Below are 17,709 nucleotides of genomic sequence, written 5' to 3'. Positions count from 1 at the left end.
AAGGTACATTTTACCTTCTAAATAAACGTTGTAGCCAATTTTTCTTTTCACCGATCCGAATATTTCCGCTGATCTTTTTCTCGTCCAGCATCGATTGAAAAAGGATATTATCTTGCAATAACAATTGATTGATAATTTTCAAACGTTTGATTTTCCGTACTTTTTTATCATAAAGTTCTTGCTCATCGTGACCAAGTCCTTTATTTCGAGCATAGTCTCTTTGAATGCTCTTCATTAATTCGTATTGCTGTGTAAGCAGATGATTGATTTGCTTGATTTCAGCCGGTATCGCAGAGCTTTTTGAATCCGAGGGAGCTAGTTGCTTCAGCGCGGCGACATAATCTTGCATATCCAACATAAAGATATGATTCACCTTACTTGTCATCAAGTTTTTTTCCGTCGTCAAATAATCAATTACAGCACCTAATCGTGCATTCGATTCAGCTAATTCTTGGATCTCTCGTTTCAGTTTCTCCATACTCTCGAACCTTTCCTCTCATCCTAATCCTAGTCTATCGTTTTTCACAGACTATAACAATCAAAGAGAGTCATTTTAGTTAAAAAGTCGGCTCTTTTAAACAAAAATAAATAAAGGTTTCTTCACGATTCACAGATTTTTATAACGAACATTTTGTGAAACAACAGCCACTGCATCATTCACGCTAAAAAAGAAGTTGTGACAAATAGCCACAACTTCTTTTGATCTTATTAAGCTTTGTAATCGTAAGCTGTTAAGATGATTTCTTTCAGCTCGCTGATCAATGGTTCTTTCGGATTTGCTGTTGTACATTGATCTTCGTAAGCTAATTCTGCCATCCGATCAACTGTTGAATCTAATTTTTCTTGCGTAACGCCTTGCGCTTTCAAGTTCATTTCGATACCAACCGTTGTACCTAAGTTGTAAACTGATTCAACTAACGCTTTGACTAACTCTTCTGTCGTATTGCCTTTCAAACCTAAGAATTTTGCAATATCGGCATAGTCTGTGTCTGCACGGAAGTAATCATATTTAGGGAACATCGCATGTTTTTGCGGATCTTTCGCGTTGTAGCGAATGATGTGCGGCAACAAGATCGCATTGGTACGTCCATGAGGGATACCATATTCGCCACCAATCTTATGAGCGATTGAGTGAGAAATTCCCAAGAATGCGTTGGCAAAAGCCATCCCAGCCATCGCTGAAGCATTATGCATTTTTTCCCGGGCTTCTGGATCTGCTGTTTTCACTGATTTTTCCAAGTATTCAAAGACAAGTTTGATTGCTTGTAAACTCAAACCGCGAGTATAATCAGATGCCATTACTGAGACATATGATTCGATCGCATGCGTTAGTACGTCCATCCCAGTATCAGCTGTAACTGACGCAGGGACTGTCATCACAAATTGCGGATCGATAATCGCTACATCTGGAGTCAAGGCGTAGTCCGCCAATGGATATTTTACATGCGTTTCACTATCCGTGATAACCGCAAATGGTGTTACTTCAGAACCAGTCCCAGAAGTTGTTGGGATACATACAAACTGAACTTTTTCAGAATCTGCAATTTTATACGTCCGTTTACGAATATCTAAGAATTTTTGTTTTGCGCCGAAGAATGAAGTGTCTGGGTGTTCAAAGAACATCCACATTCCTTTCGCCGCGTCCATTGCTGATCCGCCGCCTAAAGCGATAATTGTATCTGGTTTGAAGTCGTTGATCAATTCCAGACCTTTATAAACAGTGTTTGTTGAAGGATTTGGTTCAACTTCAGAAAAGACTTCGACTTTCACATCGTTTTTACGACGACCTAAGACTTCACGTACGATATCTGCATAACCGAATTGAACCATCCCTGGGTCGCAGACCAACATAACACGTTCAACTTTAGGCATTTTTGTTAGATACAATAATGAGTTCTTTTCAAAGTAAATCTTTGGCGGAAGTTTAAACCATTGCATATTATTTCTCCGTTTCGCGATAGTTTTAACATTGATTAAGTTAATAGCAGATACGTTTTTAGATACAGAGTTCTTACCGTATGAACCACAACCAAGAGTCAATGATGGAATCATTTCGTTGTAGATATCACCGATACCGCCTTCAGCAGATGGTGTGTTGACTAAAATCCGGCAAGCTTTCATGCGTAAGCCAAATTTCACTTGTAAGTCTTCATCTTCTGTATGGATTACTGCCGTATGCCCTAATCCGCCTAATTCCAACATGCCTTGACATAAATCAAATGCATGAGCATGATCGTTTGCTTTGACCATCGCTAAAACTGGAGAAAGTTTTTCACGAGATAATGGATAATCTGCACCGACACCATCTAATTCTGCAATTAGGATTTTAGTCCCGGCAGGAACTTTGATTCCCGCACGTTGAGCGATATCCTCAGCTGAATGACCAACGATCGCAGGGTTGACTGCGTATTTTCCTTCGTTCATTACAGCATCTTCTAATTTCTTCAATTCTGCTTTTTTCACTACGTAGACTTGATGGGCTTGGAATTCTGCTTTTACTTCATCATAGATCTCTTTATCAACAATGATCCCTTGTTCAGATGCACAGATCATCCCATTATCAAATGTTTTTGATACGATCAAGTCATTGACTGCTCGTTTGATTTTCGCTGTTTTTTCGATATAAGAAGGCGCATTCCCTGCCCCAACACCTAAAGCTGGTTTTCCAGTTGAGTAGGCTGATTTGACCATCCCAGGTCCGCCAGTCGCAAGAACGATTGCTACACCCGGATGATTCATTAACATTGATGTAGCATCGATCGATGGTTTTTCGATCCATTGGATACAGTTTTCAGGAGCGCCGGCTGCGATTGCTGCGTCGCGAACAATCCGCGCTGCTTCAGCCGAACATTTTTGAGCACTTGGATGGAAGGCAAATACGATCGGATTTCCTGTTTTTAATGCGATCATTGATTTGAAAATTGTCGTAGATGTTGGGTTTGTCGTAGGAGTTACCCCACAAACAACACCGACAGGTCCAGCAACTTCAATCAAACCTTTTTGTTTATCTTCACCAATAATACCTACTGTTTTATCATGTTTGATGCTGTTCCAAATATATTCAGATGCATACATGTTTTTGATGGCTTTATCTTCAACAATTCCGCGGCCAGTTTCTTCAACCGCCATTTTCGCTAACAGCATATGTTTGTCTAATGCAGCCATCGCCATTTCATGAACGATATGGTCTACTTTTTCTTGGTCAAAATCTTCCATTTCTTTCAGAGCAACATTTGCTTTTACCGCTAATTCGTCAATTATCTGTTCAACGCTGATTACGTCTTTTTCTTTTTCAATCGCTTTAGCCATGTGTATCCTCCTAGAAATTTTTGTGTTCCTTTTCACATGATTATCATACAATACTGGAAAACGTTTGTAAATACTTTTTTGTGATTTTTTTCACACCTAATAAAAATTCTTAAAAACAGCTCTATTTCAAGGAGAAAATAATTATCTTTCTTTACCATTAATAAAACGGAATCATTCCGATTATAGAACTTTTTTCACAAATTATTCTGTTTGCTTGAGAAGATCGTCTCCAACTTGATCTGACATACAAAAAAAGAAGATGTGACAAAAATCTTGTCACATCTTCTTTTACAGAAAATATTGGAACTATTACTTATCTTCAGTTTTTTCTGTTTCTTCTTCAACTACTGTTTCAGTTGGTTCTGCTTCAACCGTTTTTGTTTCAACGGGTGCAACTGTTGGGCCAACGCCAGCTTTAACTGTTTTGATTGAAGAACGGTCAAATACTAAATAAATGCCTTCACAGTCTAAAGTAACGGTTTTGTCGCTCGTGTTGACCTCAGAGATCACACCGTGCAGACCGCCGATTGTTACAACGCCGTCTCCAACCTTCATTGCATCTAATAAACTTTGACGTTCTTTTTGTTGTTTCTTTTGAGAACGGTTCATCATAAAGAACATTCCCAGCATCAACACAAGCAAGATAATCATTGAAAAGTTTCCCATTTTAAAATTCCCCTCGCATTCTTAGTAATCCACTTTTAACTGTATCAAAGTTTCCAACGTTTCACTAGCTTTTTTGCCTAGTCTTTAGAAACTTTTTGCGTTTTGCTTGTTAAAACCGTACTCTTCAAAAAATGCTTGGCGGAATTCTAACAAATTATCATCCATGATCGCTTGACGAACTTGTTTCATCAAGTTGATCAAGAAATACAGATTGTGATAAGAAGTCAAACGAATCCCAAAAGTCTCGTCACAATGAATCAAATGACGGATGTATGCTCGTGTGTAATTGCGACAAGTATAGCAATCACATTTTTCATCTAACGGTCTGAAGTCATGCGCGTATTTCGCGTTTTTAACAACTAACCGCCCCCCAGAAGTCATACATGTTCCATTGCGGGCAATACGTGTTGGTAACACACAGTCAAACATATCCACACCGCGGATCACGCCATCAATCAAGGAATCGGCCGCACCAACCCCCATCAAATAACGCGGTTTGTTTTCAGGAATCAACGGTGTTGTAAATTCTAAGACTCGATTCATCTCTGATTTTGGTTCGCCGACAGAAAGACCACCGATGGAATAGCCAGGAAAGTCCATGCTGACTAAATCTTTGGCGCTTTGACGACGCAAATCTTCAAAACCGGCGCCTTGGATGATTCCAAACAATCCTTGTGTTGCTGGATTCGCATGGGCGATCAAGCCGCGTTCAGCCCAGCGCGATGTGCGTTCCACAGATTTTTTAACATAGTCGTAACTTTCATCAAATGGCGGACACTCATCAAAACTCATCATGATATCTGAACCTAATTTGTTTTGAATATCAATCGCTTTTTCTGGCGATAAGAACATTTTTGAGCCATTTAAATGATTTTTAAAATGAACGCCTTCTTCGACGATATTACGCATATCAGCGAGTGAGAAAACTTGGAAACCGCCAGAATCCGTTAAGATTGGTTGATCCCAATTCATAAATTTGTGCAGTCCGCCTGCTTCGGCGACTAGATCTTCTCCTGGTCGCAACCAAAGATGGTACGTATTACTCAGAATGATCCCCGCACCCATCTCTTTTAAATCTTCTGGTGACATTGTTTTTACGGTAGCCAAGGTGCCCACTGGCATAAACATTGGTGTTGGAAACGTTCCATGAGGGGTGATGATCTCTCCTAAACGTGCTCCTGTATGTTTTTCTTTCTTTATTAAACGATAAGAAATGGCAGGTTCAGTCATTTAATTTCCTACTTTCTTCTATGTATGTATTTCGCGACTTGTATCATAATACTGGTTTTAATCGGCTTTTGCAACTTTCTATGCAGAGCTTAAAACTTCTTATTTTAAGAGAAAATAAACGATTTGATCAGAGCAACACAAAGTTTCATTAGTTTTATTTTTTTTGAACAAATTTAAATGACATTTTTTATCTCGTGAAAATACAATTTTAGCCTAAAATTATTCTCTAACGTGTATCGCAGCTCTTTTATCGAATTATATTTTCAAAATTATAAGAGAACGCTCATTATATTTTATTCAGCATTCTTCATTGTGAAATGAATATTTAGTTAAGAAAGCGTTTACATAAGATGATAGAGCGATTATGATTAGGTTACCAAAAAAAGTACTGGGAGGAAAAAAATGGTTAAAACAGCTGAGAAAAAGAAGGAAACAATTAATGTTGAGGATATGATCAACGAACTAGCAGCAAAAGGAAACGATGCGTTAAAAATTTTATCCCGCTTTGATCAAGAAAAAGTAGACCATATCGTTCATGAGATGGCGATGGCTGCTTTAGACAAACATATGCTGTTAGCGAAAATGGCAGTTGAAGAAACTGGCCGCGGTATCGTTGAAGACAAGGCAATCAAAAACATGTACGCCTCCGAATATATTTGGAACAGCATCAAACATGACAAAACTGCCGGCATCATCTATGAAGACAAGCAACGCCATCTTGTCCAAATCGCTGAACCAGTCGGCGTGATTTGCGGAGTAACACCAACGACCAATCCAACATCAACGACTGTATTCAAATCATTGATTGCAATCAAGACACGGAATCCAATCGTGTTTGCCTTTCATCCAAGTGCACAAAAATCTTCAGCAGAAGCCGCACGGATCATTCGCGATGCTGCGATTGCAGCCGGCGCTCCTGAAAATTGTATCCAGTGGATCGAGCAGCCTTCTCTTGAAGCAACGCAAGGCTTGATGAATCATCCAGGAATCGCCATCGTTTTAGCGACTGGCGGAAGCGCAATGGTTAAATCAGCCTATTCGACTGGCAAACCGGCTTTAGGGGTTGGACCAGGAAATGTTCCCTCTTATATTGAAAAAACAGCAAAAATAAAACGGGCGGTCAATGACTTGATCGTATCGAAAACATTTGATAATGGGATGATTTGTGCATCTGAACAAGCGATCATCGTCGACAAAGAGATCTACGATGACGTGAAAAAAGAATTCCAAGCGCATCAAGTTTATTTTGTTAAGAAAAACGAATTGCGCCAACTGGAAGATGCTGTGATGAATGAAGGCAAATATGCAGTGAATCCAAAAATTGTTGGCTTTTCTGCTAAAGCGATCGCGGAATTAGCCGGTATCAATGTCCCAGACGGAACGAAACTGTTAGTCGCAGAATTAGACGGCGTCGGCGCTGATTATCCATTATCTCGTGAAAAACTTTCTCCAGTTTTAGCGATGGTTAAAGCAAACAACACGCAACAAGGACTAGACTTAGCCGAAAAAATGTTGGAATTAGGCGGACTCGGACATACCGCTGTGGTCCACACTGAAGATCCAGATGTTGAATTAGAATTTAGCTTACGCATGAAAGCTTGCCGGATCTTAGTCAACTCACCTTCATCTGAAGGCGGGATCGGTGATATCTACAATGAATTGATTCCATCATTAACTCTTGGTTGCGGATCATACGGGAAAAATTCAGTTTCTCATAATGTATCTGCCCTTGATCTTATCAACATCAAAACTGTAGCGAAACGGAGAAATAATATGCAATGGTTTAAACTTCCGCCAAAGATCTACTTTGAAAAGAATTCTTTATTATATTTAACTCAAATGGAAAATGTGGAACGCGTCATGTTGGTTTGCGACCCAGGAATGGTGCAATTCGGTTATGCCGATATCGTGCGGGAAGCTTTAGGCCGTCGTAAAAATGATGTGAGAGTCGAAGTCTTTTCTGAAGTTGAACCAAACCCTACAACGAATACTGTTTACAAAGGTTTGGAAATGATCGTAGACTTCCAACCGGATACAATTATCGCTTTAGGCGGCGGATCCGCGATGGACGCGGCGAAAGGAATGTGGATGTTCTTTGAACACCCAGACACTTCATTCTTCGGTGCAAAACAAAAATTCTTGGATATTCGGAAACGGACTTACGGAATCAAACCAGCAGAAAATACCCAATTAGTATGTATTCCAACAACTTCCGGAACTGGTGCTGAAGTAACACCGTTTGCGGTTATCACGGACAGTGAGACGCATGTGAAATATCCATTGGCAGATTATGCGTTGACTCCAAACGTAGCGATCATCGATCCACAATTTGTATTGACATTACCTGCTTCTATCGCGGCAGATACTGGGATGGATGTCTTGACGCACGCTCTTGAATCGTATGTTTCAGTGATGGCATCGGATTATACTCGCGGCTTAAGTTTGCAAGCGATTCGGATTGCCTTTGACTATCTAGAAAAATCGGTAAAAACTGGTGATGAAGAAGCCCGGGAAAAAATGCATAATGCTTCAGCGATGGCTGGGATGGCTTTTGCCAACGCATTCTTGGGAATTTCTCACTCGATTGCTCATAAGATCGGTGGAGAATATGGTATCCCTCATGGACGTACCAATGCAATCTTGCTGCCGCACATTATTCGTTACAATGCGAAAGATCCGCAAAAACACGCAATGTTCCCTAAATACGATTACTTCCGTGCGGACACAGACTATGCGGATATCGCAAAATTCTTAGGTCTGAAAGGCAACACGACTGCCGAATTGGTCGAAGCTTTGGCTACTGCAGTTTATGAGCTGGGAGTATCTGTCGGTATCGATATGAACTTGAAAGCGCAAGGCGTTACACAAGAAAAATTAGATTCAACAGTTGATCGGATGGCAGAATTAGCTTACGAAGATCAATGTACGACAGCAAATCCAAAAGAACCATTGATCAGCGAGCTGAAAGGCATCATCGTGACTGCTTACGATTACAAACAATAAGTCGGATCACAAAAAAGTCTTCAAGGATAATCCTTGAAGACTTTTTTATTGCTGATCTGCTTTATATTTCAAAATATCGCCGGGTTGACACTCCAATACACTGCAAATTTTATCTAATGTCGAGAAACGGATCGCTTTTGCCCGATTGTTTTTCAAGATCGATACATTCGCCAGTGTTATCCCGACCTTTTCTGAAAGCTCAGTCACACTCATTTTTCTTTTTGCTAACATAACATCTAAATCAATGATAATTGCCATTTTTCTGCTCCTAAATCGTTAATTCATTGTCTGCCTTCAGTTCAGTAGCACTTTTGAAAAGTTCCTCCACGATTTGAGAAAAAATAAACACCGTAAAAGGAATTGAAACAAGCGCGAAACCGATCACGAGAAAACCCGGTGCGTCATCTTGATCTGCAACCGTATAGAAAAACGGCAAGATCCCTAAGAAAACAATACTCATCGCAAGAATCGTCTGCTTTATAGCAGATACTACTTTTAATGTTTTCATTGAAAAGGCTTCAGATTTTTTGATATAACTCAAAATTTTGGCAAGTAAAAACAGCACACGAAATCCTAAGAGAACCGCTACAATAAAAGAAACAAACAAGCTGCTCACAAATAACGGGACTTTCCCCTCCGAAAAGAATTGAATGGTAAATATCACTGTTATAAATGCCACGAGCAATGCGATCATTACTAGCGCTGCTCTAAGAAGATTGACTTTCCTATTCATACAACCACCTCAAAATTTTTGTAAACTTATCTTAGCATCAAATAAATTGAAAATCAATACTTTTTTATCGAAAAACGATATATTCAACCAAATTGAAGAGGATGTGACAACCGTCTTGTCGCATCCTCTTTCCCATAGATCAAATAGTTTCTGTGTCGATTTCCGGTGCTTTATGGAACTTGATCAATTCATTGACGATGATCGGCACGATCGAAAGTACGATCGCGATCGCCCAATGATTCAAACTGATTGGAACGAGATAGAACAATTTTTGCGTTTGCGGAATCAAAGTGATTGCTGTCGTGATTCCGATCGCTAACCAAGCCATCTGAGCCAATGATTTATTGGTCGCTAAATCGATTTTAAAAATCGACTTGCTGCTTCGGACGTTGAAAACATGCAAGATTGAAGAATAAGCTAACACTAAGAACGCGACTGTTTGTCCGACTTCTAAACTTGGCGGTGTAAAGTAGCTGACCTGCTCAACAAACGCGCCCGCATAAAAACCAATCAACGTCACAACCGTAAATACTGACGCATTCAATCCAATTTTCTTCCAGAGACCGCGCGCAAAGACTCCTTCATTACGCGGAATCGGTGCTTCATCCATGATCCCGGCTTCTGCCGGTTCTCTGCCTAACGCAAACCCTGGCAAGCCGTCAGCTACTACGTTGACGAACAAAAGCTGAACCGCAGTAAACGGCGCACCCCAGCCTAGCAGCATGGCGATCACTACGATAAAAACTTCTGAGATGTTGCAACTCAATAAGAAATTGATTGCTTTTCTGATCCCTTGATAAACCGAACGTCCCCGTGCAACCGCATCAACGATCGTTGCAAAGTTATCATCCGTCAAAATCATATCGGCTGCTCCTTTGGCGACATCGGTTCCGGCGATCCCCATCGCACAACCAACATCGCTGGCTTTTAATGCCGGTGCATCATTGACACCATCACCGGTCATTGCAACAACTGCGCCGGTACGCTGCCATGATTTAACGATCCGGATCTTATCTTCAGGGGTCACTCGAGCATAGACGGATAATTCTTTAACACGAGCATCTAGTTCATCATCACTCATTTTATGCAGCTCTGCGCCTGACAACGCTTCTTTGCGCGACTTCATGATGCCTAATTCTTTTGCAATCGCTCCAGCCGTTACGACATGATCCCCGGTGATCATCACGGTTTTGATCCCGGCTTTTTTAGCACGGGCGATTGCCCCTTTTGATTCAGGCCGCGGCGGATCAATCATCCCGATCAATCCCATCAAACGGAGTTTTTTCTCTAATGCTTCCGAAGTAAACTCGGTAGGTTCTTCTTCATGGATCGCATAGCCTACAGCAATTACTCGCAACGCTTTTTTACCAAACCGGTCATTAACGATCGCGGCTTGATCTACGTCTCCGTAATAAAATTTAGGTAACAAGACATCAAACGCGCCTTTAGTGATCGAGATAAATTTCTTTCCGCGTTTATGTACAGTCGTCATCATCTTTCGTTCTGAATCAAAAGGGATCTCACCGATACGCGGATATTTTTCTTCTAGTTCTGCTTTTGTATGATAATTTTCTTCTACAGCACGAACGATCGCAGCTTCGGTCGGATTACCTTTGATCTCTAGTTCATTGTCATCATTTTCGACTACGACATCGGTACATAAAGCGGCGATGCTCAAAACTTCCATCGCTTCTTCTGTCATACCTTCTTCTGTGTCTACTACCGAATCGCCGTGCGCCCAGACCCGGCGAACGCGCATTTTATTTTGTGTCAGTGTGCCGGTTTTATCTGAACAAATGACATTTGCAGAACCCAAAGTTTCAACAGCCGGCAACTTTCGGATAATCGCATGTTTTTTCGCCATTTTTTGCACGCCAAAAGCTAAGGTCAACGTCACGATGACCATCAGCGTTTCTGGTACCGCAGCAACCGCTAAGGAAATAGCGATAATGAACATTTCTAATTTTGGTTCGCCTTGCATTTCTCCAATGAAAAACACAAAAGCCGCAGCTGCCAAAGCGATCAAACTAATCCGTTTGCCCAATTGATTTAATCGTTTTTGCAGAGGTGTTTTTTGGTTTTCATCGCTGTTTAACAGACCCGCGATTTTCCCCATCTCAGTCTTCATACCAGTCGCCGTAACAACCGCTCTTCCGCGGCCATTCACTACAGTTGATCCTTTATAAAGCATATTCAACCGGTCACCTAAAGCTGCTCCGTCTTCGCCTAAGTATTCAGGATCTTTGATCACCGGCTCACTCTCGCCAGTCAATGCGGATTCCTCCACTCGCAGTTGCGAAGCTTCAATGATTCGTGCATCAGCCGTAATCATTGAACCCGACTCCAACAACAACGTATCGCCTGGAACCAATTCTTCGGCGTCGATCTCTTTTTGCTTTCCGTCGCGCATCACAGTAGCCGTCTGCTTGTTCATATCTTGCAATGCAGATAACGCTTTTTCAGCATTTCCTTCTTGAACAATTGCTAAAACAGAATTAATCACCACAATTGCGATAATCAAAAAACTTTCAAAATAATCCCCATGATCAGTAGCAATCGCGGTATATAGCGAGATCACCGCCGCCGCCAATAAGATGATTGTCGTAAAGTCTGTCAAACTATGGAAGAATTTTTTTGCTATCGATTCTTTCGGCGCTTCCTCAAATTTATTTCTTCCGTTATTTTTTATTTTCTTTTCGATTTTATCACTGGTCAGACCATTTGTTATATCAGCATCATATTCATTTATTACACGATCTATCTTCTCTTTATATGGATCCATCCTATTCCTCCTTATGTTATAAAAAACTAATTATATTATTACTATAACATAGAAAAGATATGGATTCCAAAGCATATAGCTCATTTTTTGTTCAAAATCCAATAAATAAAACAGCTAAAATAATCATCATAAAACGCTTCCAAAAAAGATAGAACTATGCTATATTATAGATACAAGGAAGGAGGAACTTAGATCATTCGAAGGATTTCTCGATAAGAAAGTAGAAAAAAGTAAACAATAAAATTGTTAGTAATACAAGATTCACCGAAAATCGTCAAGCAGTATGTGTGAAGTATTTCCTTTTAAAATAGTGAATGCGTATCCGAGATTGAGTAGTTCATCAAACACACAAGTAAAATGATACGTAACTGAAAAAAAGTTTCTTAAAACTGAATAGAAGTGAAAACGTAGTAAAAACAAATATTTATGTTTATAGTCTAGAAATTCGTGTAGTACTTTGCATGTATCATGAAGTAATATAAATTCGAATGAACTAATCCTTCCGATATTCTAAGAGCCGGGCCGTCGAGAGCCCGGCTTTTTTTGTGTTTTGACTAACTCTGGCAGAGTCCGCCGCCATTTCCAATAGAAGGAAGAGAATAACTATAAAGCATTGATCCAACCCTATCTACGGTTATCTGCTGTTCAAATTTCAAAGAGTTATTGTTTTTCTACTTTTCAACACCATAATAATAAAGATACTGACCTCCAAAAATCAGATTTTCAGTCTAACTTTTAGAGGTCAGTTTAGCATATATACCATCACCAATATATTGGCTTAAAGATTAAGGTCTTTAATCATTGCTCGCCAATCTTTAGCCTTATTTTTAAACTACGGTACTAAGATCACCTTTAAGGTTTTATCACCTTTTTCCATCAATTCAAAGCCTTTTTTAAATTCCTCAAGAGGAAATTTATTTGTAACTACCCCTTCTGTCGGTAGACTACCATCAGCAATATGCTCAATTACCCATGGATAACAATATGGGCTCAAATGACTTCCTAAAAGATCTAGTTCTTTTCTATCTGAAATGATACTCCAGTCAACTGAAACAGGGTCCTTAAATACTGAAAATTCCACAAATGTACCTAGTTTTCTAATCATACTTAATCCTTGATCAACTGATGCTGGATGACCTGTTGCTTCAATATATACATCACAACCGTATCCTCCTGTCAGCTCTTTAATTCTACTTACAACATCTTCTTTTGCAGGATTCATAACAATATCTGCACCAAATTTTTTAGCTAGCTCCAAGCGGTCCTCTTTTAGATCAAGTACTACCAACTTATCTTTACCAGTTTTTGCTAAAGCTCCTACCATTCCTAGCCCCAGTGTCCCTGCACCCGATAATACAACAAAATCTCCAATTTTTACATTTGCTCTTTGGACAGCATGAAGACTACATGCAAACGGTTCAATTAAAATTGCTTTTTCAATAGGTAAATCTTTAGGAACCTTATAATTTATTGCTTCTTTGGTTAGTCTCATGTACTCGGCCATTCCACCATTTACATTGCTTTGGAAGCCAAATAAATCATGTTTTTCACACATCCAATACTCTCCACGTTTACAGAATTTGCATTCCCAACATGGCACAATTTGTTCAGAAGCGATACGATCACCAATCTCAAATTCAGTGACATCTTCTCCCTTTTCAACTATTTCTCCAATAAACTCATGTCCTGGAATCATAGGAGCTTTGATATAAGCTGGCTGTGTTTCGTCTCCCCAAAAACTTGGAGCTCCACCATAAGCTTTAATATCCCCCGCACAAATACCACATGCCTCTACTTTTAAAATAATTTCTTTGCTGTTTCTTATTCTAGGTACTTCAACTGACTCCAGTCTATAATCTCCTGGTTCATACGCAACAACCGCTTTCATTTTATCCGGAATTCCATGATTACACATAATATTTTCCCCCTATATTTTTATTAAGGAAACGATTTGTTTCCATCAATATTTTAGATATTCATTTACTATATTTTCTATGGCAAACGCTTGTCTATGTCTCCTTAGTATCTCCTATTACTTTTACTACTTCAGCATACCTTTCTGGATTACTTCCAAATCTTCCAATCAATACACCATCGATAGATTCAGCTTCAACAATTAAACGAGCATTTTCAGGACTCACTGATCCTCCATAAATAATACGAATTATTTGCGAAGTTTTTTCAGAGAATATATCTTGAAGTATTTCTCTAATAAGATTACCTACTTCATGTACATGTGGCGCATTTGAAGCCCTAGTTTTTCCAACAGCCCACTTAGGAGTGTAAGCAATAATAATCGACTCTATTTTTTTTTCTTCGATACCTAACAAATCATTAAATAGTTGACGTCGGATTTGCTCTTCAATTTCTTTCTTAGATTCAAATTTATCTGTTTCACCAACACAAATAATTGGGACTAGATTGTTTTCAAGAATTAATTTGGCTTTTTTATTTATCAGCTCATTAGTCTCTCCGAATAATGTCCGTCTTTCCCAATGACCTAACTCAACATACTTCCCACCAATATCTATTAATGATTCAATTGAATACTCACCAGAATATTCACCATGTGCATATGGTGCAATATTTTGTGCACCCAATCCAATATTGGTTTCGTTAGAAATTTTTGCTACAGCTTGTAAAGTTCCCATTGATGGAAAAATAATTTTTTCTGTTTTAGTGTCTTTATCTAAGAGTTCTACTAATTGTTCTGTAAAAGCAATCGCATCACTATTTTTATTTTGCCTCATCGCCCAATTCATAGCGACAATTGGTTTTCGATTACTCATTTCCATCCCTTCTTTTCAATAGCTCTTTATGAAAAATATCCATAAGCATCCATGAAGATTCTGATCCCGGGTCTCTATGGCCAATCGCCCGTTCACCCAAACGCATCGCTCTTCCTTTTTTTGCAACTAGTGGAATTGTAGAATCAGAGCCTTCTTTCATTTTCATGATAAATTGAGCAAAATTTTTATAGGGATCATCATCAACTTGATAGTTCTCTAAAACTTCATAACCAGGAATAAAAGCATCAATCATTGTTTTATCGCCAATTTCAGCTTTCCCTCTTGACTGTACAGCTTTTATGCCATCCATAATCATTACCAAAAAATCAGAATAACTTATTTCTTCTTCATCAGGATACTTAGCTCCCATCTTTATAAAAAAACTTCCATATAGCGGTCCTGATGCTCCACCAACTTTTGATAGTAAAATCATTCCCGCTTTTTTTAACAACGAATTGATATCTGTTGTATTGTCAGATATATTATCTAATTCCTTACTGATCCCTCTAAATCCGATACTTAAATTTATTCCATGATCACCATCCCCAATATCTGAATCTAATGACGTCCAATAATCTCTCTGCTCTTCAGAGAGTTTGGCCATTTCTTTCAAGGAATTCACCATAAACTCTTTATTGATCACGATATTATTTGTCATGCCACACCCATCCCATCATTTTTTAAATCTAAATTTTGAACTCTTTGCTATTTTTTAATTTTATAGTATGGGGTATCACAAGGATAGTCCAATAATTCTTTAATCTCTTTATCTAGATTTACCAATGTCACAGACAAGCCAACCATATCCATCGATGTTGCATAATTTCCAACTTCAGATTTATGGATAATAATTCCTTTTTCTTCTAAGATTTGATGAACTCTTCGATAACAAATATATTGGTCCATAACTGGTAATCCACCTAAACCATTTACTAAAACATAGACTTCATCACCAGAAGTAATCTTTGAATCTTCAAGAATATGTGTCAGGATTTCATCAATCACTTTATCAGCTGATTCAATTTTAATCCGCTCGATCCCGGGTTCACCATGTATCCCCATTCCAATTTCCATTTCTCCATCTGCCATCTCAAAAATAGCTTTACCTGTAACTGGTAGTGTTGACGACGACAACGCAACGCCCATTGAGTACGTATTATTATTAGCATTTTCAGTTACTGTTTTTACGGCATCTAAGTCATACCCTCTGGCCGCAGCACTTCCAGCAACTTTGAACACTGGTACATCTCCTGCTACACCACGACGATTTTTCTTATCCTTGGCTGAATAGACATCATCTGTAACCAGTACAGTTTCTACTCGAATTCCATCTTCTTCCATGGCCATCTCTGCACCCATATCAAAATTCATAACATCACCTGCATAATTACCATAAAGGTAGAGACATCCTTTCCCACTATCAACCGCTTTCACTGATCGATAACATGCATCTGGAGCTGGGGAAGTATTAATATTACCCACGACAGCGGCATCAGCAAAATCTGCTCCCACATATCCTAGAAATAATGGTTCATGTCCAGATCCTCCCCCAACAATAATCCGAACGCGTTCTTCCTTACTTATCACCTTACTAACGACTACACGAGGATTTTCTTCATCTAATTTCACATAACTTGAATTAGCTGCTACGTATCCTTCCAACATTTCTTCAACTACATCGTATCCGTCATTTACTAAGCGTTTCATAGTTGTTCCTTCTTTCATTTTTCATTATTTTTATAAGAATAAAGTCAAAATTCCTGCTCCAAATATTCCACCAATTATTGCAGTAAAGATATTTTTTAAAGATTTTTGTTTGTTAAATCCTAACTGAGCCGTCGCAACCCAACAACCAACACCAGCTGCCAATCCCATATCTACCCAAATAGTACCTGATTGAGTAATCATTGGTGTCGAAATACCATGGTTTAACGTCCAAATAGTTCCTGTAATAAGAGTTGCTGCAACTAATCCCCCGGCAGGCCCCCATGCATCAACCATTTTCCCCCAAGCTATTCTAATGAAAAAAGGAAATAAGAAGCTCCCTAAAAGAGTTGCAAATCCAAGACTAAACGACATATCTAATTTTCCCCTTTGCTAAGTTCAAATTCTTCTTGTACTGTATTCAATTCTGGAGCATATTGTTCTTGAATCGAATTATCCTGAACTACAAAGTCTTTAGCCATATCTTTTTCTACTGCAGCTGCAACTAACCCACCTAGAAAACCTCCAAGAACAACAAGAGCAATAGTAGGTAAAGAATCAAAAAAATCATTAGTCCCTTGTAAAAAAATATCTCTAAAAATACCACAAACACCAATTGCTAATCCCATATCTACCCAAGCCACATCATCCTTGTTATCTACCAGATTCAAATAATGATTTACAAACCATAATGGTCCAATCAGTATTATAGAAGCTAAGTATCCCCCAAAGATTCCTCCCGCAGCTGTTAATTGCCCCCAAACCGCCATGACCAAAACTCCTGAAATCGTATAACCTAATAAAGAACGAATTATTTTCATTGAATAATCCCCTTATTATATAGATTTAATAATATGATAATATATCCTTTAAAATATCTTCCTTAGAATTCATTACAGAGGCTTGAACTGATACAGTGAACGCGCCTTCAACAAGCGGTGCATCTATTAACATTATTTTTTTTAGTAATTCTTCACTTGCCATCTCAATTGCAACTTCAGCACTAAGTACAGCGCTTCCAATGTCACAAAAAATAAAAATATTTCTAAAATCTTTACATTCTTGAATCCCATCTAATATTTTAGTTGCACTAGTTCCTAGTCTTCCATCCTCCATACCACCTAATGAATAGATACTAGCTTTAGAGTCAGTTCCAATCATTTCTTCGATCATTTCTTTTAAACCGTCAGTAATTTTTTTACTATGAGAAACTAATAAAATACCGTTCAAGATCTCATCTCCTTTACTTCAATTATCTTATTTATAATATTAAAATAGTTTTTTGTTCATAGAATCTAACCTCTAGGTACTTATTTTATAGTTCAGTTAAGGATTTGATTGAATGTTTTCCTCTACACAAACTATTTCTACGATTTCAATTAAATCTCCCATCTACTTAAAATTTTTTCTTTTGACTTGGATGTATGCTAATAAAGTAGACAATTTTTCTGCTATACTGCTATTTGACTAGACACTATTTTTGAAAGGAATGT

At 38.7% G+C, this 17,709-nt stretch carries 15 protein-coding genes; 1 reads left to right on the top strand and 14 read right to left on the bottom strand.

Translation table 11 applies throughout. The features are described from left to right. Window positions 1-10 precede the first annotated feature (10 nt). The 4 genes from FFM63_RS08860 to tgt all read right to left on the bottom strand — a co-directional run bounded on the left by FFM63_RS08860 (window position 11) and on the right by tgt (window position 5,205). Entirely contained in the window at window positions 11-478 is a 468-nt protein-coding gene (locus FFM63_RS08860) for a hypothetical protein (RefSeq protein WP_137609934.1), read from the bottom strand. A gap of 230 nt (window positions 479-708) precedes the next feature. After that, a complete protein-coding gene (gene adhE / locus FFM63_RS08855) occupies window positions 709-3,309 on the bottom strand; it encodes a bifunctional acetaldehyde-CoA/alcohol dehydrogenase (RefSeq protein WP_137609933.1) in 2,601 nt (866 codons plus the stop codon). A gap of 309 nt (window positions 3,310-3,618) precedes the next feature. Beyond that, window positions 3,619-3,975, bottom strand: a complete 357-nt coding sequence (gene yajC, locus FFM63_RS08850; protein ID WP_171000220.1) for a preprotein translocase subunit YajC — start codon at window positions 3,973-3,975, stop codon at window positions 3,619-3,621. 84 nt (window positions 3,976-4,059) lie between these two features. Next, on the bottom strand, window positions 4,060-5,205 hold the full coding sequence (gene tgt, locus FFM63_RS08845; protein WP_137609932.1) for a tRNA guanosine(34) transglycosylase Tgt: 1,146 nt from the start codon (window positions 5,203-5,205) through the stop codon (window positions 4,060-4,062). Window positions 5,206-5,607: 402 nt separating this feature from the next. Between tgt and adhE (FFM63_RS08840) the strand changes: the two genes are divergently transcribed. Further along, window positions 5,608-8,208: a bifunctional acetaldehyde-CoA/alcohol dehydrogenase gene (adhE, locus tag FFM63_RS08840; RefSeq protein WP_137609931.1), complete on the top strand. Its 2,601-nt coding sequence runs from the start codon at window positions 5,608-5,610 to the stop codon at window positions 8,206-8,208. A gap of 45 nt (window positions 8,209-8,253) precedes the next feature. On the opposite strand, the gene FFM63_RS08835 is transcribed toward adhE (FFM63_RS08840), so the two are convergent. The 10 genes from FFM63_RS08835 to dhaM form a co-directional block, all read right to left on the bottom strand. Then, entirely contained in the window at window positions 8,254-8,466 is a 213-nt protein-coding gene (locus FFM63_RS08835) for a helix-turn-helix domain-containing protein (protein ID WP_137609930.1), read from the bottom strand. 10 nt (window positions 8,467-8,476) lie between these two features. Further along, window positions 8,477-8,941: a DUF2975 domain-containing protein gene (locus tag FFM63_RS08830; protein ID WP_137609929.1), complete on the bottom strand. Its 465-nt coding sequence runs from the start codon at window positions 8,939-8,941 to the stop codon at window positions 8,477-8,479. Between the two features lie 139 nt (window positions 8,942-9,080). After that, entirely contained in the window at window positions 9,081-11,723 is a 2,643-nt protein-coding gene (locus FFM63_RS08825) for a cation-translocating P-type ATPase (protein WP_137609928.1), read from the bottom strand. A gap of 832 nt (window positions 11,724-12,555) precedes the next feature. Beyond that, the gene (locus FFM63_RS08820; RefSeq protein WP_137609927.1) at window positions 12,556-13,638 is read right to left on the bottom strand and encodes an MDR/zinc-dependent alcohol dehydrogenase-like family protein; all 1,083 of its coding nucleotides are present in this window, start codon (window positions 13,636-13,638) and stop codon (window positions 12,556-12,558) included. Window positions 13,639-13,732: 94 nt separating this feature from the next. Next, a complete protein-coding gene (locus tag FFM63_RS08815) occupies window positions 13,733-14,512 on the bottom strand; it encodes a triose-phosphate isomerase family protein (RefSeq protein ID WP_137609926.1) in 780 nt (259 codons plus the stop codon). Beyond that, complete coding sequence (gene dhaL, locus FFM63_RS08810) at window positions 14,505-15,170, bottom strand: dihydroxyacetone kinase subunit DhaL (RefSeq protein ID WP_137609925.1); 666 nt, start codon at window positions 15,168-15,170, stop codon at window positions 14,505-14,507. The genes FFM63_RS08815 and dhaL overlap by 8 nt, the downstream gene beginning before the upstream one ends. Before the next feature lie 47 nt (window positions 15,171-15,217). Beyond that, on the bottom strand, window positions 15,218-16,219 hold the full coding sequence (locus tag FFM63_RS08805; RefSeq protein WP_137609924.1) for a dihydroxyacetone kinase subunit DhaK: 1,002 nt from the start codon (window positions 16,217-16,219) through the stop codon (window positions 15,218-15,220). Window positions 16,220-16,249: 30 nt separating this feature from the next. Continuing rightward, window positions 16,250-16,591 carry a Lin0368 family putative glycerol transporter subunit gene (locus FFM63_RS08800; RefSeq protein ID WP_137609923.1) on the bottom strand — a complete coding sequence of 114 codons (342 nt, stop codon included), beginning with the start codon at window positions 16,589-16,591 and terminating at the stop codon, window positions 16,250-16,252. Window positions 16,592-16,593: 2 nt separating this feature from the next. Next, a complete protein-coding gene (locus tag FFM63_RS08795; RefSeq protein WP_137609922.1) occupies window positions 16,594-17,037 on the bottom strand; it encodes a Lin0368 family putative glycerol transporter subunit in 444 nt (147 codons plus the stop codon). Window positions 17,038-17,062: 25 nt separating this feature from the next. After that, the gene (gene dhaM, locus FFM63_RS08790) at window positions 17,063-17,446 is read right to left on the bottom strand and encodes a dihydroxyacetone kinase phosphoryl donor subunit DhaM (RefSeq protein ID WP_137609921.1); all 384 of its coding nucleotides are present in this window, start codon (window positions 17,444-17,446) and stop codon (window positions 17,063-17,065) included. Window positions 17,447-17,709 lie beyond the last annotated feature (263 nt).

Source organism: Enterococcus pingfangensis (genome assembly GCF_005405205.1).
Taxonomy (GTDB): Bacteria; Bacillota; Bacilli; order Lactobacillales; family Enterococcaceae; genus Enterococcus_A; species Enterococcus_A pingfangensis.
The sequence above is the reverse complement of the archived record's forward strand: the minus strand, read 5'-3'. Positions and strand labels throughout refer to the sequence as shown.